Raw genomic sequence first — 25,380 nt, 5'->3', positions numbered from 1 at the left:
CCAAAGCGTGTCGGGGTCTGTATAGGGCGCGGCGGCAGCGATTTAAACCGCAGGCGCCAGATATCCGTACGACGGCGCGGTAATTCGGCTCACACGACAGACCAGACGATACACGCAAAAAGAGCGATAAGTTGAAATGTAATTTTTACTTGCATCCTCGCCGGAAGTTTCGGAGAACTGTCGCTTCGAAGAGGGCCAAGCGTGCAGTCTGTGGTCGAAACGTTCATTCGTCGGTGGCAGGGGCAGGAAGGTGGGCAGGAGCGCGCCAACTACGCCCTGTTTCTCACCGAACTCTGCGATCTGCTCGGCCTGCCACACGCCCAGCCGGCGGCGGCCAGCACGGAAGCCAACGACTATGTGTTCGAGCGCGTCGTGCGGGAGCCCAACCGCGATGGCGCCCCGACGCGCCGCCGGATCGACCTCTACAAGCGGGACTGTTTCGTGCTCGAAGCCAAGCAGAGCCGGATCTTCGGTGACAAGAGCCTGCGCGGCGCGGCGGGATCGGCGGAGAACATGCTGCCCTTTCCCGGCATGGAACCGCAGACGCGGGGACGGCGCGGTGCCGGGCGTGCCTGGGACGTACTGATGCGCAATGCGCGCGCCCAGGCCGAAGATTACGTGCGCCTGCTGCCGCCCGATCACGAGCCGCCGCCGTTTCTGCTCGTCTGCGATGTCGGCCACTGCATCGAGATCTATGCCAATTTCCGCCGGGATGGAAAAGCCTACGACATTTTTCCCGACCGCCGGACCTATCGCATCTACCTCGAAGATCTGCGCGACGAGGCCGTTCGCAAGCGTCTCGTCTCCATCTGGTCCGACCCGTTGTCGCTCGATCCCGCCCGCCACGCCGCCAAGGTGACCCGCGAGATCGCGACCCGCATCGCCAAGGTGTCGCAGGCGCTGGAAAAGGCAGGGCATCCGACCGAGGACGTGGCGATGTTCCTGATGCGCGTGCTCTTCACCATGTTTGCCGAAGACGTGGATCTCCTGCCCCGCAACAGCTTCAAGCGTCTCCTGAAGGATTGCGCCGACCGACCAGAGATTTTTCCCGGCATGATGGAGGAGCTTTGGCGCGCGATGGACGAAGGCGGCTTCTCCGCCACCATCCGCCACCCGGTGCGCCGCTTCAACGGCGAGTTCTTTCGCAACCGCCGGGCCCTGCCGCTGCGGCGCGAGGAGATCGGCGAACTGGCGGCGGCCGCCGACCACGACTGGAAGGACGTCGAGCCCGCGATTTTCGGCACCTTCCTGGAGCAGGCGCTGAACCCCGGGGAAAGGCGGCGCCTTGGCGCGCATTACACGCCGCGGGCCTATGTGGAGCGGCTGGTGATCGCCACGGTGATCGAACCGCTGCGTCTCGAATGGGCCGGCATCCGCGCGACGGCGGATCGACAGAAGAGCGAAGGCCGCGAGCGTCAGGCGATCGCCAGTGTCCAGGCCTTTCACGACCGTCTCTGCAATCTGCGCATCCTCGACCCCGCCTGCGGCACCGCCAACTTTCTCTATGTCTCGCTCGAACTGATGAAGACGCTCGAAAGCGATGTGCTGGAAGCCTTGACCGATCTCGGCGGACAGGAAGCGCTTCACGGGCTGGAGAGCCACACGGTCGATCCGCATCAGTTCCTGGGCCTGGAGGTCAATCCCCGCGCCGCGGCCATCGCCGAGCTCGTCCTGTGGATCGGCCATCTGCAACTGCATTTCCGCAACAATGGCGGCATCCCCTCCGAGCCGATCCTCAAGGCGTTCCACAATATCCGCTGCATGGATGCGGTGCTCGTCTCGCCCGAGGACCCGCGCCGACCGGACTGGCCGGAGGCCGACTATATCGTCGGCAATCCGCCGTTCATCGGCGGCAAGGACCTGCGGGCCCGTCTTGGCCAGCCCTATGCGCAGGCGCTCTGGGCCGCGCATCCGCATATGAACGAGAGTGCCGATTTCGTCATGTACTGGTGGGACCGCTCGGCAGAACTCCTGACCCGCAAAGGCTCATGCCTGAAACGCTTCGGCTTCGTCACCACCAACTCCATCAGCCAGGTTTTCCAGCGCCGGGTGATGGAACGCTATCTCGGGGCCAAGTCTCCCCTTTCGCTGGTCATGGCCATTCCCGACCATCCGTGGACGAAGGTCACGCGCGACAGCGCCGCGGTGCGCATCGCCATGACGGTCGCGGAAGCGGGGAAGCTGGAAGGCCAGCTGATGCAGGTGGTATCGGAAGACGGCGTGGCCACGGACACGCCGGTGATCCTGTTTCGCGAGACGATCGGCACGATAAACTCCGACCTTACGACAGGCGCGAACATGGGTGCAGCCGCACCTTTAAGCGCAAATTTCGGCCTATCCTCACGCGGGGTCTCTCTCCACGGCAAAGGCTTCATCGTCACGGCGAAGGAAGCCGGCCATCTCGGCCGCGACAGACATCCGGGCCTTGAAAAACATATCCGAAACTATCGCAACGGCCGCGATCTCACGAAGCGGCCGCGGGAGGTCATGGCCATCGATCTGTTCGGGTGCACACAGGACGCGGTGCGAAGGCTCTATCCGGAGGTCTACCAGCACCTGCTGCTGACCGTGAAGCCGGAGCGCGATCGCAACAACAGGGCGACCTATCGCGACAACTGGTGGATCTTCGGCGAACCCCGTCGCGAGCTTCGCCCCGCGCTCGCGGGCCTCTCCCGCTTCGTCGCCACGGTCGAGACGGCAAAACATCGCGTCTTCCAGTTCCTCGATGCGGACGTTCTTCCCGACAACATGCTGGTCGTCATCGCAACAGCCGACCCAGCCGATCTTGGCATCCTCTCGTCGCGCTGGCACACGATCTGGGCATCGGCACAGGGCGGCACGCTGGAAGACAGGCCACGCTACTCCAAATCCCGCTGCTTCGACCCCTTCCCATTCCCCGTGCTGTCGAACACAGACCGGCAAGCGATCGGCCTGCTCGGTGAAGCGCTCGACGCCCACCGCAAACGCGTGCTCGCCGACCATCCGCATCTCACGCTGACAGGCCTCTACAACGTGCTCGACCTTATCGTTTCCGGCACGCATCCCGACAGGCTGGAGCGCAGGGATCGCCGTATTTTCGAGGACGGTCTCGTTCTGATCCTCAAGGAGCTGCACGACGAGCTGGATATGGCGGTAGCCGCCGCCTATGGCTGGCCGGCGGACTTGGCGCACACAGACATATTGGCCCATCTCTTGGCCCTGAACAAAGAGCGCACGCGTGAGGAAAAGCGCGGCATCGTTCGGTGGGTCCGCCCGGACTACCAGATCGAACGCTTCGGCTCCGAAACCGAGAAAGCCCTGCAGATCGAGGCCGATCTCGGTCCGGCCCTTGGCATCGCGGCAAGAGGAAGCCTTCCCCCGTTCCCCAGCCGCAACGACGCCGCCCAGACCGCCCTCGTCATCGATGCTCTCATTGCGGCCGGTGGCGCTGTCGATGCCGCAGGCATTGCGGGACGTTTTCGCCAGGGTCAGCGGGTCCGTCCCGCGGTCGCGAGCGTGCTGGCCTCGCTCTACCGGATGGGGCTGGTCTCCACCGCGGACATGGGCCGCACCTTCGCCTTCCGCCGCGCCGCCTGACGCCTCTCAGGGCACGGAACGACGCGATCGTGACGTTAGGCGACGGAAACCGCGCGCTCGGCGATGATGGCGTTTGCGACCGTCTGCGCCTGCACCCGAATGTCCGGCACCGCCGTGATCTCCCAGAATTGCCCCGCCGTCAGCGCACCCACGGCATAGAGGCCCGGCAGCGCGTTGCCATCGGCGCCGATGGCGCGTGACAGGCCGTCGACACGCAAACCGAGACCCAGACCGTCGGGAACGACGATCCCCTGGTCCGCCATATGCACCAGCAAGGGCGAATGCCCGATGCCCGCGCGCTCCATGCCGGTACAGTTGATCACCCAATCGACCGGGAGGGACACGCCATCCCGCCCGCCGCGCGGCCGGTAGGCAAGACAGGGGCGGCCGTCCCGAAAGCCGATCTCGTTCAGAAATCCGGCATGAACCTTCACGCTGCCGTCCCGCAGCAAGGCATCGAACTGCTCGAACACGGGCGGCGCGACACGGTGGCGGTGGATGTTCCACCAGGCCAGCGCATGCCGCAGGAAGCGGGCGCGCTCGGGCGGGGACAGGCGCTGCCACAGCGCCTGCGTTCGCGGCCGCAGGCCGTCCATCACCGTGCGCCACTCCGCACCCTGACGAACCTGTCTCCGCAGCGCCTTCAGAATGCCGCTCACCGTCAGCGGATCGTCGGGAAGATCGGGCAGCACGGCTGCCCCATGATGGCGGGCATGGGCATGCGGAACAAGGCCGCGCCGCGAGAGAACGTGAATGACGCCCCGATGGCCGCGGGCGCGCAGCGTCAGCACCTGGTCGATCATCGTCAGTCCCGAACCGAGGATGGAGACCGTCTCCTCGGGCTTGACCTTCGACAGCCATTTCAGCCGCCAGGGATTGCGCACGAGCCGCCGCCGGGCAGGCTCGGCGATCCGCGCGTCGCGAAGCGGCAGATCCGCTGTGCCGACACCGAGACACAGGGCCACCGCCCGCGCCTGCAGGCTCTCACCCTCGGCAAGCTGAAACAGCAGCCCGTCATCCGCCAGGCGAACGCATCCCGTCGCCTTCGCCCGGATGAAATCGAGCTTCGCCCGCGATGGCCGGTCCCTGAGCAGCGAGGCCAATGTGTCCCGAAGATACAGCCCGTAATCCCCGCGCGACGCGAACTCGTCACGCGAGATGCCTCTTCCCTGCCGCTCGAGCCATTGAAGGAAGTGATCGGGCTCATCGGGAAAAACGCTCATGCGGCCGGCCGGCACGTTCAGCCGGTGCAGATGAAACTCGGTCCGATAAGCGGTGCCCCGGCCAAAAGCCGGATCGTCGCCGACGATCGCGATGCTGGCCGACGCCGGCAGCGACCGCAACAGGTGAACGCTGACCGCGATGGCCGAAAACCCCGAACCGACAACCGCCACATCATACACCAAAACCTGTCCTCCCTAAACTTCGCCGCAAATCGCCGCACCCGAGCCAGCCCGAAGCGTCAACGACCGCGCCAGCCCCAAGGTAGAGACAGGCGGACGTTTGTCGAGTGATTTGATAGACGATAGGGCGGGATGATTTCCATTGAGGGGCGGAATGACAGCGACGCGCACGCGACAGTTCGCGCCGGTTACCACGGGATATCCGGTCAAGAATCGAACTGGCTAAACGTTTGGACAATCACCATGGCGAACGGCGATATAAATCACTGAAAGTAAAATTGATGTGGTAGGCCCGGAGGGACTCGAACCCCCAACCAAGCGGTTATGAGCCGCCGGCTCTAACCATTGAGCTACAGGCCCTGACGGCGGTGCCGTTTTTGGGAGGTCAATGGTGGCCTCCGCGGGATGGCTTTAGCGGAATTTCGGGTTTGTCACAAGGCGCCGCCGTATTCCCTTCACAATCGATCCGCAACAAGGTTGCAGGGACGAAATAGATGAAGAGAAAGAACCCGATATGACGTCAATGCTCCGCCTGCGCCGCACCCTCCTGGGTGGTTTCGTGCCCGCTCTCGCTCTCTCCGTCATGGCCGCGACGGCCCTGCCCGCTTCGGCCCAGACACCGCCGCCGCAGCGCGAGGCCGTGATCGAAGTCAGTGGCGAGGGGCGCGTCAGCGTCGCGCCGGATATGGCGATCGTCTCCTTCAGCGTGGTCACCGATGCGAAAACGGCGCGCGAAGCGCTCGATGCCAACTCCAAGTCGATGACCGATGTTCTGGCTGCGCTGCGCACCAGTGGCATCGCGGATCGTGATCTGCAGACCTCCGGTTTTGCGGTCAATCCGCAATATCGCTATCCAGAGAACAACAATGGCAACGAGCCCCCGACTCTCATCGGCTATCAGGTCGCCAACACCTTGACCGTGCGGCTGCGGGAGATCGCCAAGCTCGGCGCGATCATCGACCAGGCGGTAACGCTCGGCGTCAACCAGGGCGGCAGCATCCAGTTTACCAACGACAAGCCGGACGCGACCCTCAATGAGGCCCGCAAGTCCGCCGTGGCCGATGCGATCGCAAAGGCAAAAACCCTGGCGGACGCCGCTGGCGTCAAGCTGGGCCGGGTGATCGAGATCAACGAGAATGCCGGGCGCCCCGAACCCGTGCCCATGATGGCCCGCGCCATGGCCAAGGATCTGGCCGAAGCGGCCGTTCCGATCGCGAACGGGGAGAACAACTACAACGTCACCGTCAACCTGACCTTCGCGATCGATCCCTGAAACACAACGAAGAGCGGCGGGCCGGCTGCGGCGCGTCGCTCTGTCGTCCGCGTGGGGTAACCGACCGCTTCGTTCGCAGCATTGCTGCAAGCAAGGAGCATGGTCGCTGATACCCGCTGGCTCTCTCCGAACCTGCGCAGCGGACGCCGGCAACGACACCCCTGTCATTGGCAAAGCCTGCCCGATCGCTTTGACCGGGCAGGCTTTGCTGTTTCGAGCCTCGCTTATGGGCGGCGAAGGCGGCTGTTAGCGGCCGAGCCGCGGGCAGCCGCGCATGTTTGCAAAGGCGATCGTGCGGAACCCGCCGCGGAAGCGGCCTTCGACCACGACCCGGCGCGGTGTGACGGCAACGACGCGGGCGCGGCGCAGGCCATAGGCACCGGCCTTGTCGGCCGCCAGCCACGGTGCGCAATGGCCACGACGCTCACGGCCCCAATCGCGGCGATCGTGCCGGCGATCCTGGCGGTCGCGCCGCCAGTCGCGTTCGTCGCGATACTGCACATCGACGACGGAGCCGGACGAGAGGCCGAGGCGGATCTCGTTGGCGGAGGCCGCGCCGGCGAAGGCGGAAAGGCTGGACACGCCGATCATTGCGGCAACGGCAAGTCGGGTCATCATGGTTTTCATGGTGCGTTTCCTCGATCTTCAAAAACGCGTCCCCCGTCTCCGCGAGGCGCGCGTCAGTTGCGCCGTTGTCCGGCGAATGCATCCTTTCTAGCGCGGGGAAGCTGAATGTACGTGAAACCGTACATTCAGGAATCGTTCATCTCGAAAGCGCGCGTGAAGACGGTCGCAGCATGGCAAACCATGCCTGTCGGCCAGGGTGGCCGGCGCTTCAGCGCAGCAATTGCTGCTCGAAAATGCGGATGTTGCGATAATGCGTGAGACGCGTCACGCTGGGCCCGTCGAACTCGAAAACGAAGACGCTCGGGATCGAATAGGATTGGCCCGTCGCCGTCGGAAAGCCGGCCATGCTTTCCCGGTAGGTTCCCCGGGCCGTGACATCGACGGCAACGCGCTGGCCCAGCTGATCGCGCATTGGCACCATATCCGAAAAGGTTTCGTCGAAGTGGCGGAAATAGCTCATGATCGCCAGGCGCAGTGGATGCGAGCCGATGGCGCGCAGTCCGGTGAGCGTGTCGAGCGCCGCATCCTCATCCAGAAATCCGGCGATGGTCTCGAAATCGCGATGGTTCAGCGCCTCCATGAAGCGCTCGGCAATGGTCTGAACGTCCGTCATCATCATTCCCCCTCATCGGCTCGGCGCGTGTCAAAGCAAAGGCTCAAGAGAAGAGATGCGGTCTGAAATGCCGATGTCAAGCGATGGCCTGGCTTGAACCTTCGCTACGGTGTCGATCCTAGCGACCGATATGCAGGACGACCTCGCGCCGATGCGGACGCTGGCGATGTTCGAACAGGTAGAGGCCTTGCCACGTGCCGAGCACGAGGCGGCCGCTGGCGATCGGGATGCCGATCGACACCGCGGTCAGCGCCGCCTTGATGTGCGCCGGCATGTCGTCCGGGCCTTCGTCGGTATGGACGACCCACTGCATCGAGGGATCGTCCGACGGCGGCACCAGACGGGCAAAAAACATGTCGAGATCCCGCCGGACATCCGGATCGGCATTCTCCTGAATGAGCAGCGAGCACGAGGTGTGCCGGACGAACACGGTCAACAAACCCTCCTCGATCCCCGATTGGCGCACGAAGGCGCGGACCTCGTCGGTAAACTCGTAGAGCCCGGAACCCCGGGTGGACAGGGTCAGCATGGTTTGCGGCATGAGATCTCCCGAGATCGCTTCTGCGGCAGGACCATAAGGCGATGGCTCCTTCGGTGGAAGCCTGTTTGCCGACGGCAATCTAGGCCCGGACCAGCATATCGAAACCCCCATAGATCAGTCTCTGCCCATCGAAAGGCATGGTCTCCGGATCGATCTTCAGCCGTGGGTCGGCCATGACCTTCGGCACGATCAGGTCGCGGTCGGCCTTCGAGGCATAGACGATCCAGGCAAAGACCACCACCTCGTCGGCCGTCGCCTGCACGGCGCGCGGGAACGAGGTGAGCTGCCCGTAAGGCAGGTCGTCGCCGATGCATTCCACATAGTCGAGCGCGCCATGCGCCTTCCAGATCGCGCCGGCCTGCCGCGCGAGATCGGCATAGGCATCCAGCCGGTCCCGACGGACAGCGACGATGAAGCCATCCACATACATCATAATCCCCCTTCCACGCGCAGAGCGCGCATTCCTTCTGGCGAAGGAAAGCGATGGCTGACGAGTTGTTCCCCGGGGAATGGCCGGACGGCCTGAAAACCTGGGTTATCAATCGGCAGCAAGCCCACGGGCTGCCCAGTCGCTGCGAGGGATCGTGTCGCCGATGGCGAAACGGAAGGAGGTGATCGCATCGAATGCGGCATTGACGGTGCAGTCGAAGGTGATTTCGCGCCAGACCCCGCGGGACCGGACCGCGCCACCCCGCGCGCTCAAATGCGGCCCGGCGATAAGCCCGCCATTCTTGCCGAAGCCCTTCAGAAGGTCCGGCCGGAAGGAAGCGCTGGAATGGCGCGCCTGCTCGAGTGCCTCGATGCCGCATATCTGGACGATCCGCTTCTCGGGCGACAGTCTGCCCAAGGCACCGCGCACGCGCGGATCCGCGAGAATATTTCTGGCATAAAGCGTCTTCGCCGCCTTCGGGGCGGGCTCGGGATCGGGCTTCGTCACCGGTACCGCAGGCTTGGCCGGAACGAACGCCGCCTGCTCGTCCGGCGTCATCGGTGCTTCGGCGCGGCTTTCGGTTGTCGGGCGGACGTCGGGCTTCTCCGCGGACGAAAGCGGTGGCGGCGGTGCTGTTTCAGGAGGCGGGATGGAGGATGGAGGAGACGCAAGGGTAGCGGCCTCGCTCTCCTCTCCTTCTGTCAAGGGTGTTTTTCCGGTGAGCACCTCCGGCATGGCTGGCGGTGTCTCGGCCGGTTGTGGCGGCGTCGGGGCCGGCGTCGGTGCATCCGGCCGTGTTTCCGAAACGGGCGCATCCGAAGAGGAAGCGGGCTTGGCATACGGTTTGTCCGCGGCATCCGCAGAGCTTGCAGGCACATCCTCTGCCGGCTCTTGCGTCGGCACATCCTCTTTCAGGGCCTTGTCATCCGGCGCCGGCAGATCGACAGCCTCCCGCGGCGCGTCGGTCTCCTCTGCTGCCGACGCCTCGAAAGGCTGCGAGGGCGCAGCAGCCGATGACGGCTCAGCCGGGGTCGATGTCGAAGCAGGTGCCGGTGGTGTTGGTGGTGGCGGCGGCTTCGACGGTGCGGATTGAGGCTTGGGCGCCTCGGGCCGCGGCTCGGGCGCTTTCTCCGTCGTCGTCTCAGGCTTTTCGACGGGCTCCGGCGTCTTCTCCGGTTCCGGAACGATCTCCACGGTGACGCTCTGCTCCACTGGTTCCTCGGCCGCACGATCCGGCAGCCGCAGCACGAACGGCGCAATGATCGCGGCATGCAACGCAAGCGAGGCAAGAATCGCGAGGATCGGTCTGTTGGAGCGGCGCTGGGAAGGTTCTGATGTCACGGAGATGGACATAAAGCATGTCGCGCAAAAGTGTGCAGCGCTTTTGCAACAAGGATATGTGCAAAACAAGACGCTGAAGCGTCAGGGGCGAACCGGAAAGATCGCAACGCGATTAAGCGATCTGGCGCCAGAAAACCAAGCCAGAGGCGATCGCGCCCGCTTGTCCCAAACGTCGATGACGATCAGTCTGCGATCCCGGCCGTGGGTTCGCAAAGCCCCGGTGCCAGCAAGGCCATGGCAAGGACGTCGGCATAGGTGCCGTCCCGGAACGCGTAGGCGCGCAACAGGCCCTCGCGCTCGAACCCGACGCCTTCGTAGAGAGAAATGGCGCCGGCATTGTCTGCAAAAACCGTCAGCTCCACCCGTCGGATCTGCAGCCAGTTGAAGGCCGCATCCAGCAACGCATCGAGAAGTGCCGCACCGATCCCCCGGCGCTGAAAACCGTCGTGAACGCCAAGCCCGAGAATGGCGACATGCTGGCGTCGTCCCGTTTGGCGATGCAGACCACCGATGCCGACGATCTGCCCGCCGAGGTCCGCCACCACGGGCGGCGATGCCGCCTCGCCGCCTGCGCCAAGCCACCGCGCCGTGGCCTCCTCGCTCTGGAACGGTAGCCTCTGCGTTCCCGCGCGATAAAGCGGAAGGTTGGCGAGGGCGGTGATGCCGGCGACGTCGCGCTGCTCGGCTGCGCGGAGGGTCAGGCCATCCGGCCGGTGACGACCGGGTGCAAGACGTTCGGGAGAAAAGAAAGAGGGCATGGGTCGCTCCTTGGTGGTTCAAGGGCGAGCCGTCTCCGGGCCACCCTATGGAAGGCGGCACGGACGGCGGAACAGAAAAATCAGTCCCGACAACGCTCCGCGCACCCCGTAAGGGATGTCACGATGCAGGTCGTCATGGCGGAGATCATGTTCATGATGCGGAGCTTATGCAGGCCGATCCCCGCCGTCAAGCCGGCGCAAGCAAACGGCGCTTCTCGGTATGCCGGCGCGAGACGTCGAAGACACCCTGCCCATTGCGCTCCACCCGATAGACAAAAACGGCGCCCGCTGATGCGGACGCCGTTGCTCTGACGTGGTGACCGGCACGCCGGTCGAATGCCTCAGCCTAGCTGTCGAGGAACGAGCGCAGCTTGCGCGACCGGCTCGGATGCTTGAGCTTGCGGAGCGCCTTCGCCTCGATCTGGCGAATACGTTCGCGCGTGACCGAGAACTGCTGGCCGACCTCTTCCAGCGTGTGGTCGGTGTTCATGCCGATGCCGAAGCGCATGCGCAACACGCGCTCCTCGCGCGGCGTCAGCGAGGCCAGCACGCGCGTCGTCGTCTCCCGCAGGTTCGCCTGAATGGCCGCATCGATCGGCAGCAGCGCATTCTTGTCCTCGATGAAATCGCCGAGATGGCTGTCCTCCTCGTCGCCCACAGGGGTTTCGAGCGAGATCGGCTCCTTGGCGATCTTGAGGACCTTGCGGACCTTTTCGAGCGGCATCGCCAGCTTTTCGGCCAGCTCTTCCGGGGTGGGCTCGCGGCCGATCTCGTGCAGCATCTGGCGCGATGTGCGGACAATCTTGTTGATCGTCTCGATCATGTGCACCGGAATACGGATCGTGCGTGCCTGGTCGGCGATCGAGCGGGTGATCGCCTGCCGGATCCACCATGTCGCATAGGTGGAGAACTTGTAGCCGCGCCGATACTCGAACTTATCGACCGCTTTCATCAAGCCGATATTGCCTTCCTGGATAAGGTCCAGGAACTGAAGACCACGGTTGGTGTACTTCTTGGCAATCGAGATCACGAGGCGAAGGTTGGCTTCCACCATTTCCTTCTTGGCGATCCGGGCTTCGCGCTCGCCCTTCTGCACCATGTGAACGATGCGGCGGAATTCCGAGATCGAGATGCCGGTTTCCGTTGCGAGATTGTGGATCTCGCCACGGATCGTGCTGATCATGCGCTCTTCGTTCTTCACGAAAGGCGCCCAGCCGCGGGCCGTCAGATTGCTGACCGTTTCCATCCAGTTCGTCACGAGTTCGCTGCCGGAATACTGCTCCAGGAACGAGTCGCGCTTCACGCCGTAGCTTTCGGCCAGCCGCAGCAGCTTGCCTTCGTTCTGCACCAGCCGCTTGTTGATGTCGTAAAGCTGCTCGACCAGATTATCGACGCGATTCTGATTGAGCGACAGCGACTTCACGGCCGTGATGAGCTCGTCCTTGAGCTCCTTGTACTTCTTTTCCTGCGCGGAACTCAGCGATCCAGAGGCCGCATGCATCCGCAGCTCCACCTGCTGGTCCTGCAGCTTGCGAAGCTTCTTGTAGGTCTCGGCAATGATGTCGAGCGTTTCCATGACCTGCGGGCGCAGTTCCGCTTCCATCGCGGCGAGAGACAGGTTCGACTCGTCGTCGTCCTCTTCCTCTTCCTCGGGCGGCAGGCCCTCGCCGCCGACATTGGTGATGTCGTCTTCGCTGGTGCGCGAACGGCGGGTCTTTTCCTTTTCCTCGGCGGCCTTGCGGTCCGCCTCGATCTTCTCGGGCGACTGGAACTGCGGCGCGGCCTTGGCTTCCGGACCCGAATAGGTCGTTTCGAGATCGATGATCTCGCGCAGCAGCGTCTGGCCTTCGTTCAGTTCGTCGCGCCAGATGATGATCGCCTGGAACGTCAGCGGGCTTTCGCAGAGACCCGCGATCATCGTTTCGCGACCGGCCTCGATGCGCTTGGCGATCGCGATTTCGCCCTCGCGCGACAGAAGCTCGACCGAGCCCATCTCGCGCAAATACATCCGCACCGGATCGTCGGTCCGGTCCGTCGGTTCTTTCTTCTTGGCGGTGGCGAGCGCGGTGCCGCTGGAGGTGGCGATCTCGCCGCCCTCGCTGTCGGGCTCGTCGTCGCTTGCCTCTTCCTCGCCGCCGGAGGCGTTCTCGTCGACCTCTTCGTCCTCGACGACATTGATGCCCATGTCGGACAACATGGCCATCGTGTCCTCGATCTGCTCGGAGGTCACCTCTTCGGACGGAAGCACGGAGTTCAGCTCGTCCATCGTGACGTAGCCGCGCTTCTTGGCGGCCTTGATCATCTTTTTGACCGCGTCGTCCGAGAGATCGAGAAGCGGGCCGTCCGTTGCGCCGTCGCGTTCAGATTCGGCTTCTTCGTTCTCTTTGACTTTGGTTGCCATTCTTCGTCGCTTTCTTTGGACCAGCATTCCACGTTGGAGCGGTGACGAGCCGTGTGGCCCGGGCGCCTCGAAGGCGCAACACCGCGAACATTACCCCTGACCTAACGGGCTGATATTAATTCCCGATTAACCACGGCACTGCCGCGATCATCCCGGTCGGCTGCGACAGCAGCACGTTCCAAACATCACTTGCATGATGATCGTTTCCGCCGTATCCAATAAACCTTCCAAGCCAAAGACGGTTGATTCCCAGATTCTTCGGCTACGTCAAGCTCTTCCGGCAGAAAACAGCGCAATAAGGCGAAAAACGCCGGAATTAAGGCTTGGCATTGCCGCTGTCTCGATCTGCTAGGCAGATGTAGGTCTTTTCGCCCGCAAGACAAGGGCAAGACAGAGCCAAGACGAAAGCTTGACGGAAGCACGGCGCTTCGGGCTCGGCTCGACACCTCAGTAACCGTGTAGCGTAAGTCTCAGATCACAAGCATCGTGCACGGATAGAGCGAGATTATTGCCGGACCGCCCGTTGTCGCAACTCGACATGACCATGCGCGCATCTGCACGTCCGCTCTGCCGGCATCCCATCATCCGGCATTTTGAACGCGCAACTGTCTCCGGGTCGGGGGACACTACCCCCGAAACGTCCGGATCACCTCCAGAAACTGCTCGCCGAACCGCTCCTTCTTGCTTTGCCCGATCCCCGGCACATCAAGCAGATCGTCCGCATCGTCCGGCCGCATTTTGGCAAGCGCGATCAGCGTCGTATCGGGGAAGACGACATAAGGCGGCACGTTCATGCCGCGCGCAATATTGGCGCGCTCCGCCCTCAGCGCCTCGAAAAGTTCGAGATCCGACCCATCCAGCGCCGCCTTCTCGCGCGCGGCCGGCGATCGGGCATTGCGGGCAGCCTTGGCGGAGGTCGGGCGGTCCTTGCGGAACCGAACCTCGGTCTCTTTCTTGAACACCCCGCGCGCCGTCGGCTCCAGCTTCAGCGCGCCGAAGGCCGAATGATCGACACTGAGGAAACCGGCGGCCAGCAACTGCCGCAGGATCGACTGCCAGGTCTTGGCCGCGATCTCCTTGCCCGCCCCGAACACCGGCATATCGGCATGACCGAAACGCGTCGTCTTGTCGTTGACCGTGCCGGTCAGCACATCGATGACGTGGCCTGCGCCAAAACGCTCGCCCGTGCGATAGACCGCCGCCAGCGCCTTGATCGCCGCCTCGGTTCCATCCCAGGTCTCGACGGGATTGAGGCAGGTGTCGCAATTGCCGCAGCCGCCGGCATGCCGCTCGCCGAAATGCGCGAGGATCGCCTGCCGCCGGCAGGAGGCCGTCTCGCAGATGCCGAGAAGCGATCCGAGCTTGCCGCGTTCGATGCGCTTGATGTCGTCGGCCGCCCCGCCCTCGTCGATCATCTTGCGCCGCTGGATCACGTCGGCCATGCCATAGGCCATCCAGGCCTGCGACGGCTGGCCGTCGCGACCGGCACGGCCCGTCTCCTGGTAATAGGCCTCGACGGACCCCGGCAGGTCGAGATGCGCGACATAGCGCACATCCGGCTTGTCGATCCCCATGCCGAAGGCGACCGTGGCCACCAGGCAGAGATTTTCCTCCTTCAGGAACGCGTCTTGGTTTGCGTCGCGCACGGCGCGGTCCATACCGGCATGATAGGCAAGCGAACGGATTCCCTGCCCGTTCAGCCACTCCGCGGTGTCCTCCACTTTCGCGCGCGACAGGCAATAGACGATACCGCTCGCCCCCTTGTGCCGCGATAGGAAGCGCAGCAATTGCTGGCGCGGCTGGTCGCGCTCGACGATCTCGTAGGCGATGTTCGGCCGGTCGAAGCTGGAGCTGAACACCCGCGCGTCCGACAGCGCCAGCCGCTCGATGATATCCCCGCGCGTCTGCGGATCGGCCGTCGCCGTCAGCGCCATGCGCGGCACGCCCGGATAGAGCGTCGCCAGTTGCCCCAGCGTGCGATACTCCGGCCGGAAATCATGCCCCCACTGCGAAACGCAATGGGCCTCGTCGATCGCAAACAGCGCGATCTCGACCCCCGCCACCATCTCGCGGAACCCGTCCGTGACGATCCGTTCCGGCGTGACGTAGAGAAGATCGAGCGTCCCGTCGCGCACCGACCTGCGCACGTCGAGAAAATCCTCACGCGACAGCGACGAATTCAGGGCCGCCGCGCGAACGCCAAGCGCCTTCAGAGCCTCCACCTGGTCACGCATCAGCGCGATCAGCGGCGAGACCACGATCCCGAGCCCCGAACGGCAGAGCGCCGGCACCTGGAAGCAGAGCGACTTGCCCGCCCCCGTCGGAAACAAAACCACCGCATCCCCGCCGGAGACCACGTGATCGACCACATCACCCTGCTGCCCGCGGAAGACGGAATAGCCGTAGACGGATTTCAGCACCTCCAGCGGCGCCTTGCCGGATGCCCGAAACGTCGTCTGCCCATCCCCTCGCCGGTGGGCTGCAGGCGCAGCGGACGGCGCGTCGAAAGGCGGATCGTTACGGGTCTGAAGAGACGGCACTGGAGAAGATGTCATGAACGCCATTCTGCACGATTCCACCAGCCGGCGCGAGGGCGCTGGCCGCCGAACACCAGGATGACCACAGCAGCGTGCACCTGCCTGCCATCCGGCGTGGCTCCGAGAATACACAAAGAGAGGGAAAAGAAAAGGAATTTGTTCTTGCTTTGTTCAAAATATGAATTAGGGTTTCCTTATGCAGGAATGCCGCTGTCTGTGCGGACCCGGGGTGGTCGCGTGTTGCACAGTCACGGACACGGCCGGAAACGCAAAGATCAAAACGTGAAAGATCGCGACCCACTTGAGGAGGAGCGCAATGACCTCGACCGTCCATCCGTCATTTCGCGCCCGGCCCTTTGACCCGACCGGACAGCACGCCGAACCCCTCGATAATCGCCTCCTGATTCTCCAGGCGTTCGACCTCGTTCTGCACCTCTTCCAGATTGCGCAGGACAAGGCTTGCCAGTTCGTCGTCGCCATCTTCCGTCGCGCGCGCCAGGTCGCGCTCCAGCTCGCGCCGTTGCCAGAGAAGCGCCTTCGTGCGTTTGTGCAGCGCCAGCGCCTGCCGATATCCTTCCAGCGCATCGGCCGGATCGGCCGCCTGCGTCGCGATCCAGAGACGGGCGAAGCGGACCTGCTGGTCGAGCATGGCGAGGAGGCCCGTAAAGCCGGCAGCCTCGAGGTTCTCCACCAGCATCTCGCGCGTCAGGCGCGGCCCCTTTGCCGCAGCGGCATTGAGCACCTGCGACCAGAGGCGCTGCAGATCCTTGCTCTCATAGTCGATGACCGAAATCTCGTCATATTCGGCAAAGAGCACCTCGGGATGGTTGACGATGGTCAGCGCCAGCACGCTCTCCTTCAGCGGCGGCAGCGACTGGACGCCCGAGACGATCGAAGACCGCGCCAGCCGTTCCGAGATGCCCGCAAGGCCGCGCATCGGCGCCGCCTCCTTGCCGAAAGCGCCGCGACCACCGGATCGGCCGCCGCCTTGTCCGCCACCTCTCTGGCCGCCGGACGCGAAACCGCCCGCCCCGCCGCCCCGCGCGTAATTTCCACCCTGATAGCCGCCCCCCTGATAGCCACCGCCCTGAAAACCGGAGCGCTGCGGCCCGCGCAGATAGGTGTTCAGCCGGTCGCGCATGGCCTGTCCGTAGTGCCGGCGAACGCTCTCGTCGCCGATCACCGCGACGATCTGCTTCAATTTCGCCTCCAGCTCCGCCCGCTTTTCCGGCGTCTCGAAACCGCCCGCCTGGACTTCGCGCGTCCAGACCATTTCCGAAAGCGAGCGCGCTGCCGCAAGCACGCGGTCGAACGGCGCCCGTCCCTCCTCGCGCACGAGATCGTCGGGATCCTTGCCATCTGGCAGAAGCGCGAAGCGAACGGAACGGCCGGGTTTGAGATGCGGCAACGCGAGATCGACCGCCCGGTTGGCGGCCCGAATGCCGGCACCGTCGCCATCGAAACAGAGGATCGGCTCCGGCGTCAGCTTCCAGAGAAGCTCCAGCTGGTTCTCCGTCAGCGCGGTGCCGAGCGGCGCCACGGCGTTCTCGATCCCCGCCTGATAGAGGGCGATCACGTCCATGTAGCCTTCGACCGCAATGATCGTCTCGTTGCCGTCGGCGCCCCCGAGCGTCCGGCGCGCGCGCGCGAAATTGTAGAGCACATTGCCCTTGTGAAAGAGCTCGGTCTCGTTGGAATTCAGGTATTTCGCCTGCGCATCCTTCGACATGGCCCGTCCGCCGAACGCGATCACCTTCTCGCGCGACGACAGGATGGGAAACATGATCCTGTCGCGAAAGCGGTCGTAGGAGACCGCAATGTCGGGACCATGCACCACGAGACCGCAGGCCTCGATCTGCTCGCGCGGGATCCCCTTATTGGCGAGATGTTCCTTCAAGGCGTTGCGGCTCTCCGGTGCATAGCCGAGCCGGAAGGTCTCGATCGTGCGCCCGGTCAGTCCGCGGTCGCGCAGATAGGCGCGGGCACGCGCGCCATTCGCGGTCTGCAGCTGATCCTGAAAGAACTGCGTCGCCATTTCCATGACGTCCTGCAGCGTCGCGCGCTGCCTGTCGCGCTTCTCCGCCTCCACGTCCGGCTGCGGCATGGCGACACCGGCGAGATCGGCGATCTGTTGCACGGCTTCGGGAAAACTCATCCCGTCGAGTTCGTTCAGAAAACGAAAATGGTCGCCCGATACCCCGCACCCGAAGCAGTGGTAGCGCCCCTTGCGGTCTTCGCAGTGGAAACTCGGCGATTTCTCGCCATGGAAGGGGCAGCAGGCCCAGTAGTCGCCCTTGGACGCATTGGTCTTCTTCCGGTCCCAGGTCACGCGCTTGCCGATCACGTCCGAAATCGGAACACGATCCTTGATTTCTTCGAGAAAGGTCGGGGAAAAGCGCATGGCCTCGATATAGGCGCTTGCGCGCCGTATCGCTACAGCGCGCAACATCCCTCACCGCTATCCACAGGCAATCCTTCGCGCCGCGGGAGCCCGACACGCAGCAGCCACGCCGAAGCTTGCCGCAGACGCGACCGCCGGCGGATCTCAGGCGCCCGAGAGAAGGCCCTTCAGCACGCCCGATGCCTTGGCGAAATCCATCTGGCCGGCATGCCGCTCCTTCAGGATCGCCATCACCTTGCCCATGTCCTTCGGACCCGTCGCCTGCGCCTCGGCAATCGCCGTGGCCACGACCTCCTTCACCTGCGCCTCGGAGAACTGTTCGGGCTGGAAATCGCCGATGATGGCGATTTCCTCGCGCTCGTGCGTCGCAAGCTCCGGCCGCCCGGCATCGTCATAGACCTTGGCCGATTCTTCGCGCTGCTTGACCATCTTCGCAAGGATCTGCAGCAGTTCGTCATCGGTCGTCTCCGGCTTGCCGACGCCGCGATTGGCAATGTCGCGGTCCTTGAGCGCCGCCTGCACCAGCCGCAGCGTCGAAACCCGCCGGGCGTCCTTGGCCTTCATGGCCGTCTTCAAGGCATCGTTGATCGTTTCGCGCAGCATGCGTATCTCCCTTGTGTCTCGTGGCTCTGTCGTCGTGTGTCATGGTTCTGTGGCCGTGGCGGCTCTCATAGACCATCGGCCGGGCGGCAACAAACGGGTTCGTCGTCAAATGGGCTTCACGAAAAAATGGGGCGTGGCCGGGCAGCTTGCGCGCGACGCTGGGCAAGGCCGGCATTATTCAGCGGATTTCCCGCCGCGACGGTTGACCCCGCGCGACCACGCGCTTATGTCGAGGACCTGCACCAAGAGAGACCTGAATTGCGACCCGCGCCCGTCTGCGCCGGGCGGCACCGGGTGCTGAGAAGCTTGGCGAACCGGTGGCCCGTTCTCTCGCTGCCTCGCCTAAAGGGGATGATGCCGATGACCGCTCCATGGACCACCGAAACCGCAACCGCGATGCTCGTCCTGGCGGACGGCACCGTGATCGAAGGCAAGGGCATCGGGGCCACGGGCGCCGTTCCGGCCGAAGTCTGCTTCAACACCGCGCTCACCGGCTATCAGGAAATCCTGACCGATCCGTCCTATCTCGGCCAGATCGTCACCTTTACCTTTCCCCATATCGGCAATGTCGGCGCGAACGACGAAGACATCGAGGACCTGACCCCGGCGGCCCGCCACGGCGCGGTCGGCGTCATCTTCAAAGCCGATATCACCGACCCCTCCAACTACCGCGCCGCGCGTCATCTCGACGTCTGGCTGAAGGCGCGCGGGATCATCGGCATGTGCGGCGTCGACACGCGCGCGCTGACCGCCTGGATCCGCGAAAACGGCGCACCGAACGCGGTCATCGCCCATGATGCCAACGGGCAGTTCGATCTCGACGCGCTGAAGGCGATGGCGAAGGACTGGAGCGGCCTCGAGGGCCTCGATCTCGCCAAGGTGGCGACATCCGGCCAATCCTCCATCTGGAACGAAAAACCCTGGGTCTGGAACGAAGGCACCGACACGCTGTCCGCAGATGCGGCGAAGTATCACGTCGTCTGCATCGACTACGGCGTCAAGCGCAACATCCTGCGCCTCTTCACCGGCCTCGACTGCAAGGTCACGGTCGTGCCGGCGACGGCGAGCAAGGACGACGTCCTGGCGCTCAATCCGGATGGCGTCTTCCTGTCGAACGGTCCGGGAGACCCGGCGGCAACCGGCGAATATGCCGTACCCGTCATCCGCGAGCTGATCGAGACCAACATTCCGGTGTTCGGCATCTGCCTCGGCCATCAGATGCTGGGCCTGGCCCTCGGCGGCAAGACCGAGAAGATGCATCAGGGCCATCATGGTGCAAACCATCCGGTAAAGGACCATACGACCGGCAAGGTCGAGATCGTCTCCATGAACCACGGATTCGCGGTGGACTCCGCTTCTCTGCCGGCCGGCGTCGAAGAGACCCATGTTTCGCTGTTCGATGGCACCAATTGCGGGCTGCGTCTTTCCGGCAAGCCGGTTTTCTCCGTCCAGCACCATCCGGAAGCCTCGCCCGGCCCGCAGGATAGCCATTATCTTTTCCGCCGCTTCGTCAATCTGCTGCGCGAGAAGAAGGGCGAGGAAGCACTGGCGGAACGCGCCTGAGGGCGACAGGCCGTCTGCTCCGAAAACGGGGGCTTGATACCCAGGCCCCACGCCGACCCGTCACGCCTGGCGGGGCGTAGCTGGCCGGAGCAGCATTCACGCCGGCGCGAAGGGCGCCGGCCAGGCCCTTAAAGCCCGTCGCGATCTCTCAGTTTGGCGCGCTTCCGGTCCTTGCCTTGCACATGTCGTCATCTGCGCCTGTCGCCAGCGCAAAACTGCTCCACGGTCTTGCGCGACGAACCTCACGCTCACTTGAGCTTGCGAACGATCCGGAAGAACCGTGCGTTCAGCAGGCAGGCTGCAGCCAGAAGGCCGAGCGAGAACCCGTACCACACACCCTGCCCGCCAAGCCCCAGCGGAAATGCGAAGAGCCAAGCCGAGAAGAAGCCGATCGGCCAATAGGAGATGAGCGCGAGCAACATCGGCACGGTCGTGTCCTTCAGCCCGCGCAGCATGCCCGCAGCGATCGCCTGCAGACCATCGACGAGCTGGAAGGCACCGGCGATCACGATCAGCGGGCCGGCATAGGCGAGCACCATGGCGGCATCCGCGCGGCTGGTGTCGAGGTACAGCGCTGCAAGAGCATAGGGAATGACCGCAAACAGCGTGGAGCCGATCGCGGCACAGAGGGTGCCGAGCGCAAGGGCGGCGATGCCCGCACGCCGCACGCCCTCCATGTCGCCGCGGCCGTAGGCCAGACCGACGCGCACGGTCGCAGCCTGGGCGAGCCCGAGCGGGATCATAAAGGCGACGGAGGCAAATTGCAGGGCGATGCCATGCGCGGCCAGTTCCACCGTGCCGATCGTGCCCATGAGCAGCGAGGCGACGGTGAAGAGGCTGACTTCGGCAAGGATCGTCAGGGCGATCGGCAGTCCGAGCAACACGACCTCCTTCAGCGCATGCCAATCGGGGTTCCAGAAGCGCACGAACAGTTCGAAGCGTCGCAGCTCTTCATGCCGCTGGATATAGACGATGGCGAGCACGAGGCCGAGAACCGCGACGGTCAGAGCGGCCCAAGCCGCCCCGACCATGCCGAGCGCTGGAAAACCGAAATGGCCGTAGATCAAAAGGTAGCAGAGGCCCGCATTGAGCACGAGCGTGATCAAGGTGATGTAGAGAATGATCCCTGCCCGCTCCAGACCGCTGAGAAAGGCGCGCAGGACCATGAAGACGAGGCTCGGGAAGATCGCCCATTGCGCCACGTGCAGATAGCCTGCCGCCTTCTCCGCCACCTCCGGCTGCTGTCCGGCAAACAGCAGAATCGGCTCGGCCATCCACAGGAACGGCGCCGTCAGGACGCCATAGATCAGCACGGCCCACATGCCCATGCGCACCGAACGCCGCGTGGAAACGACGTCACCACGCCCGACGGCCTGGGCCACCATGGGAACGACGGCATTGGAAAAGCCGGAGCCGAAAACGAAGATGGTGAAGAACATCTGCGTCGCGATGATGATCGAGGCAAGCTCGGTCGCGCCCAGTCTGCCGACCATCACCACATCCGTGGTGTTGATGGCGAGCTGCGCGATCTGCGCGGCAACGAAGGGCACGCCGAGAATGACGCTTCCGCGAAAGTGCGCTGTCCAGGAATTGTCCCAACGGATATCGCCCGCAGCGGGGTGCGTTGACGTCAGCATGATCGAAAAGCCTCTGGTCCGTCGCGGCCGGAATGGGCTCGCGCGACGCCTCGCTCATAGCCTGAATGGTGGAAAACCTCCAGACATCGGCGTGCAATGCTGCGAATTTCATCGAAACATCACGGAGATTGATCGTTTTTAAAGCGGTTTCGACCCTTTCAGGTCATGTCTGCCGCGAGACACCGTCCGATTTCAGCCGCGTGACGTAGAGATAGACGGCGCCGGCGATCAGGACGGCGGAAAGGATGTAGGGCGCGCCGGCAAAGCGTATGGATGCGCCCGGCGCGGTAAAGCTGCTGAAGATATGCGCGAACATCAGCGGCCCGAGGATCGTCGTGAAGGAGGAGATGCTGGAAAGCGCACCCTGCAGCTCACCCTGCGCCGACGGCGGAACTTTCGCCGCCGCAATCGAGCGGAGCGGCGGATCGGCCAGTGCCTCGAGGCAGGTGGCAGCGATCACGGCATAGACCATCCAGCCCTGAAACGCGAAGGCATAGCCGATCAGGCCGGCACAGCAGAAGATCAGCCCCAGCGCACCGGAGCGCCACTCGCCGAGCACGGGAATGACGCGCGGCAGGACGAATGCCATGACGATCGCGCTGCAGATCCCGAAGACGCCGAGCGACAGGCCGATCTGTCCCTCGCTCCAGCCATAGCGATAGGTCGCGACGAAGGACCAGACGGAGGGATAGACCGCATGGGCCTGCCAGTAGAGGAAGAACACCAGCAGCACCCAGCCGATACCGGGATAGCTTCGCATCTGGCGAAGCGCGCCGAGCGGATTGGCGCGACGCCATTCGAAACGCCGGCGATGCTTGCGCTCCAGCGTTTCCGGCAGCAGGAAAAACGCGATGATGAAATTGATGAACGAAAGCAGCGCCGCACCATAAAACGGCACGCGCGGCCCGAACTCGCCCAGCGCGCCGCCGATCACAGGGCCGAGCGCAAAGCCGGTGCCGAAGGCGATGCCGATCAGGCCGAAATTCTTGGCACGATTGCTGTCATCGGACACGTCGGCAATGAACGCGGAGGCCGTGGAAAAACTGGCGCCGGAAATGCCGGCGAGAATGCGCCCGACGAACAGCATGCCGAAGCTGGTTGCCAGCGCGCAGATGAGGTTGTCGATCGCAAAGGTCAGCACCGATGCCAGCAGCACCGGCCGGCGCCCGAACCTGTCGGAGAGATTGCCGATCAGCGGCGCAAACAGAAACTGCATGCCGGAATAGACGAGCAGAAGCCACCCGCCGTCGATCGCCGTATCGCTGATCGAATCGCCCGTCAGTTCCGCCAGAAAGGCCGGGAGAACGGGCATGATGATCGCGATGCCGATGATGTCGAGAAAGAGGATCATGAAGACGAGGAGAAGCCCTCGCCGCGCCGCCACCGGATCGATCATCGCAAACTCCCCTTCCCCCACCCCGCGCCGCCCGACGCGAGGCTCGTGACGCGTGCCCGTTGACCCGGGCATCGCTTTTTGCGGGCGACCCGCACTGCGAATGGGTCAGCTCGCCGTTGCTGTAGAACCAAGCAGGCATCGAGGCAACGACCATTGTCGAGGCGCCGTGAGGCCGCGCCTTCACCCCGCGGAGCATTCCTGGAGCGTCGGCAGCCTCGCGTCAGATGGCAAGCGTCGGGAAAGTGACCCGGACCTTCGCGATCGCCGGGTCACCGGGCAACAGAAGGTTCAGGCGCCGACGGCGCCGTCGTCCGCCTTGCGGATGGCGATCACCGACGGCCGGGGCAGGCTGCCCTTGAAGTCGGGCCACAGCGTTTCCGCTTTGTCCAGCGTCTCGGCATCCTCGGCGGGGTGTTGCACGGAAACGAACAGGGTCTTGCCATCCGGGGTGAAGCAGGGCCCGGTCGCCTCGGCACCGGCGGGACAGGTGAAGAGCAGTTTCGGCAGACCACGCGCCGGACCCTCGGTATCGATACCGTAGATCCCGTCCGGAAGGCCGAAATCGTTCGCGCCGTCCGTGGCAACCCAGAGCCTGCCCGCGGGATCGAAGGTGATATTGTCGGGGCAGACGAACCAGCCATTCTCGGAGGTTTCGGGATGGAAGCTCGACCCGGTGGCCGCATCGGCCGGATTGCCGGCGAGAACGAACAGGTCCCACGCGTAGACCTCTGCCGTGTGGTCGGCATCGCGCCCTCGGCCCCCCGGCGGGATCAGCTCGACGATATGGCCCCACAGGTTTTCCGGCCGCGTGTTCGCGGGGTTCAGCTTGTCCTGCGCGCGCTTCTTGTTCTTGGTCATCACGGCGTAGACGCGGCCGGTCACCGGGTTCGTTTCCATGTCTTCCGGCCGGTCCATCGGCGTCGCCCCGAGCGCGTCGGCGGCAAGGCGCGTCTTCAGAAGCACGTCCGCCTGCGTCGCAAAGCCGTTTTCGGCGGTCAGCGGCCCCTGCCCGTGAACGAGCGGCAGCCAGTGCAGCGTACCGTCGTCATCGAAACGCGCAACGGACAGGATGCCGTCGTCGAGGATGTCTTTCGAGGTTTCCGGCTTTGCGGGATCGAAGGCCGCCTTGGTGACGAAACGATAGGTGTATTCGAAGTAGTCGTCATCGCCCATATAGATGACGATCCGCCCGTCCTTGTTGTGCACGACCGTCGAGGCTTCGTGGCTCATGCGCCCGAGCGCCGTGCGCTTGATCGGCGTGGAGGCGGGATCATAGGGATCGATCTCGACCACCCAGTCGAAGCGGTTGGGCTCGTTCGGCTCCTTGGTCATGTCGAAACGATCGTGAAAACGGGCGCGCCCGTAGACATCGGAGCCGTCGAACCCGTAGCGCTCGAGCACCGGCGCGATGGTCGATCTCTCGGGCTTGCCGCCGAAGGTATCCGAGGCGCCTTCCTCGCAGGTCAGCACCGTGCCCCAGGGGGTGACCCCGCCGCCGCAATTATAGTTGGTGCCGTGCACGAGGCGGCCGTCCGGATCGGCCGTGGTCCTGACCAGATCGTGGCCGGCGACCGGGCCCGATAGCGCCATCGGCGTCTCCAGCGTCAGGCGGCGATTGTAGGGGCTATCCTGGACCATGGCCCAGGCACCGTTGTCCATCTTCACCTCGACGATCGAGTGGCCCATCGCGGCCATGCCGAAATCCACCTGTTCGCGCGTCATCTTCGCCCCGGCATCGTCCTCGGTCAGCCCGGGAAAGATCACGTTCGGCGAGATATATTCGTTATTGACGCAGAGAAGGCCATGATCGGCGCTGGTGGAGCCTTTCGGCAGCGGCATATAGGCGATGTAGTCGCAATTATAGCCGAAGCGGGCCATTTGCTCTGCGGCGGAAGGCACGGTTCCGTCGAAGGCGGCGGTGGCGCCGGTCATCGGATCGCCCCAGCGCGCCACCACATCGGCCTTGTAGCCGGGCGCGACCGCCATGTCCTTGTCGTAGACGCGCTTCAGTTCGGTGAATTTCAACGTCGAGGCAGCGGATGCCGCGAAACTCTCGTCCGCGAAAAGCGAGCCGACGAAGCCGGAGCCGGTGGCAGCCAGGGTTCCCACGGCCGAAAAGCCCTTGAGAAAGCTTCGGCGGGACGCCCGCGCCGCGATGATGTCGCGGATGACGGGCGAGGACGTGCTGGGACCGTGTGCCATGAAAGCGCTCCTGGTGCGTTGGAATGCGCCTGGATTAGCGGCCGCTCATGACATGCGGGAGACAGCGGGCACGCGGAA

At 64.2% G+C, this 25,380-nt stretch carries 17 protein-coding genes and 1 tRNA gene; 3 read left to right on the top strand and 15 right to left on the bottom strand.

The window, feature by feature from the left end:
* Positions 1-201 precede the first annotated feature (201 nt).
* Positions 202-3,576, top strand: coding sequence for a DNA methyltransferase (locus tag ASG39_RS02085; RefSeq protein ID WP_062592329.1), 3,375 nt, complete (start codon positions 202-204; stop codon positions 3,574-3,576).
* 35 nt (positions 3,577-3,611) lie between these two features.
* Here the strand turns inward: ASG39_RS02085 and ASG39_RS02080 are convergent, their stop codons facing one another.
* A complete protein-coding gene (locus ASG39_RS02080) occupies positions 3,612-4,982 on the bottom strand; it encodes an FAD/NAD(P)-binding protein (RefSeq protein WP_062592327.1) in 1,371 nt (456 codons plus the stop codon).
* A 281-nt stretch (positions 4,983-5,263) separates the two neighbouring features.
* Positions 5,264-5,339: transfer RNA gene (locus ASG39_RS02075), tRNA-Ile, on the bottom strand.
* Positions 5,340-5,502: 163 nt separating this feature from the next.
* Here ASG39_RS02075 and ASG39_RS02070 point away from each other — a divergent pair.
* The gene (locus ASG39_RS02070) at positions 5,503-6,252 is read left to right on the top strand and encodes an SIMPL domain-containing protein (protein WP_062592325.1); all 750 of its coding nucleotides are present in this window, start codon (positions 5,503-5,505) and stop codon (positions 6,250-6,252) included.
* Positions 6,253-6,498: 246 nt separating this feature from the next.
* On the opposite strand, the gene ASG39_RS02065 is transcribed toward ASG39_RS02070, so the two are convergent.
* From ASG39_RS02065 to ASG39_RS02020, 10 genes are all read right to left on the bottom strand, one after another.
* Positions 6,499-6,879 carry a hypothetical protein gene (locus ASG39_RS02065; protein WP_062592323.1) on the bottom strand — a complete coding sequence of 127 codons (381 nt, stop codon included), beginning with the start codon at positions 6,877-6,879 and terminating at the stop codon, positions 6,499-6,501.
* Between the two features lie 208 nt (positions 6,880-7,087).
* A complete protein-coding gene (locus ASG39_RS02060) occupies positions 7,088-7,492 on the bottom strand; it encodes a nuclear transport factor 2 family protein (RefSeq protein WP_062593338.1) in 405 nt (134 codons plus the stop codon).
* 118 nt (positions 7,493-7,610) lie between these two features.
* A complete protein-coding gene (locus ASG39_RS02055; RefSeq protein WP_062592321.1) occupies positions 7,611-8,033 on the bottom strand; it encodes a secondary thiamine-phosphate synthase enzyme YjbQ in 423 nt (140 codons plus the stop codon).
* A gap of 79 nt (positions 8,034-8,112) precedes the next feature.
* Positions 8,113-8,466: a DUF1428 family protein gene (locus ASG39_RS02050; protein WP_062592319.1), complete on the bottom strand. Its 354-nt coding sequence runs from the start codon at positions 8,464-8,466 to the stop codon at positions 8,113-8,115.
* A 105-nt stretch (positions 8,467-8,571) separates the two neighbouring features.
* Positions 8,572-9,804 carry a DUF930 domain-containing protein gene (locus tag ASG39_RS02045; RefSeq protein ID WP_162242399.1) on the bottom strand — a complete coding sequence of 411 codons (1,233 nt, stop codon included), beginning with the start codon at positions 9,802-9,804 and terminating at the stop codon, positions 8,572-8,574.
* A 182-nt stretch (positions 9,805-9,986) separates the two neighbouring features.
* Entirely contained in the window at positions 9,987-10,562 is a 576-nt protein-coding gene (locus ASG39_RS02040) for a GNAT family N-acetyltransferase (RefSeq protein ID WP_062592315.1), read from the bottom strand.
* Between the two features lie 346 nt (positions 10,563-10,908).
* Positions 10,909-12,963 carry an RNA polymerase sigma factor RpoD gene (gene rpoD / locus ASG39_RS02035; RefSeq protein WP_062592313.1) on the bottom strand — a complete coding sequence of 685 codons (2,055 nt, stop codon included), beginning with the start codon at positions 12,961-12,963 and terminating at the stop codon, positions 10,909-10,911.
* Positions 12,964-13,589: 626 nt separating this feature from the next.
* Positions 13,590-15,518, bottom strand: coding sequence for a DNA helicase RecQ (recQ, locus tag ASG39_RS02030; protein WP_082476930.1), 1,929 nt, complete (start codon positions 15,516-15,518; stop codon positions 13,590-13,592).
* Positions 15,519-15,837: 319 nt separating this feature from the next.
* A complete protein-coding gene (dnaG, locus tag ASG39_RS02025; RefSeq protein WP_062593334.1) occupies positions 15,838-17,901 on the bottom strand; it encodes a DNA primase in 2,064 nt (687 codons plus the stop codon).
* Positions 17,902-18,045: 144 nt separating this feature from the next.
* Positions 18,046-18,504: a GatB/YqeY domain-containing protein gene (locus ASG39_RS02020; RefSeq protein WP_062592311.1), complete on the bottom strand. Its 459-nt coding sequence runs from the start codon at positions 18,502-18,504 to the stop codon at positions 18,046-18,048.
* Positions 18,505-18,858: 354 nt separating this feature from the next.
* Between ASG39_RS02020 and carA the strand changes: the two genes are divergently transcribed.
* Positions 18,859-20,067, top strand: coding sequence for a glutamine-hydrolyzing carbamoyl-phosphate synthase small subunit (gene carA / locus ASG39_RS02015; protein WP_062593332.1), 1,209 nt, complete (start codon positions 18,859-18,861; stop codon positions 20,065-20,067).
* A gap of 248 nt (positions 20,068-20,315) precedes the next feature.
* Here the strand turns inward: carA and ASG39_RS02010 are convergent, their stop codons facing one another.
* From ASG39_RS02010 to ASG39_RS02000, 3 genes are all read right to left on the bottom strand, one after another.
* Complete coding sequence (locus ASG39_RS02010) at positions 20,316-21,704, bottom strand: MATE family efflux transporter (RefSeq protein WP_062592309.1); 1,389 nt, start codon at positions 21,702-21,704, stop codon at positions 20,316-20,318.
* Positions 21,705-21,867: 163 nt separating this feature from the next.
* Positions 21,868-23,100 (bottom strand): TCR/Tet family MFS transporter, encoded by a 1,233-nt coding sequence (locus ASG39_RS02005; RefSeq protein WP_062592307.1) that lies wholly within the window; start codon positions 23,098-23,100, stop codon positions 21,868-21,870.
* Positions 23,101-23,388: 288 nt separating this feature from the next.
* The gene (locus ASG39_RS02000) at positions 23,389-25,302 is read right to left on the bottom strand and encodes a PhoX family phosphatase (protein WP_062592305.1); all 1,914 of its coding nucleotides are present in this window, start codon (positions 25,300-25,302) and stop codon (positions 23,389-23,391) included.
* Positions 25,303-25,380 lie beyond the last annotated feature (78 nt).

The organism is Rhizobium sp. Leaf371 (genome assembly GCF_001424045.1).
Classification (GTDB): domain Bacteria; phylum Pseudomonadota; class Alphaproteobacteria; order Rhizobiales; family Rhizobiaceae; genus Ferranicluibacter.
The sequence above is the reverse complement of the archived record's forward strand: the minus strand, read 5'-3'. Positions and strand labels throughout refer to the sequence as shown.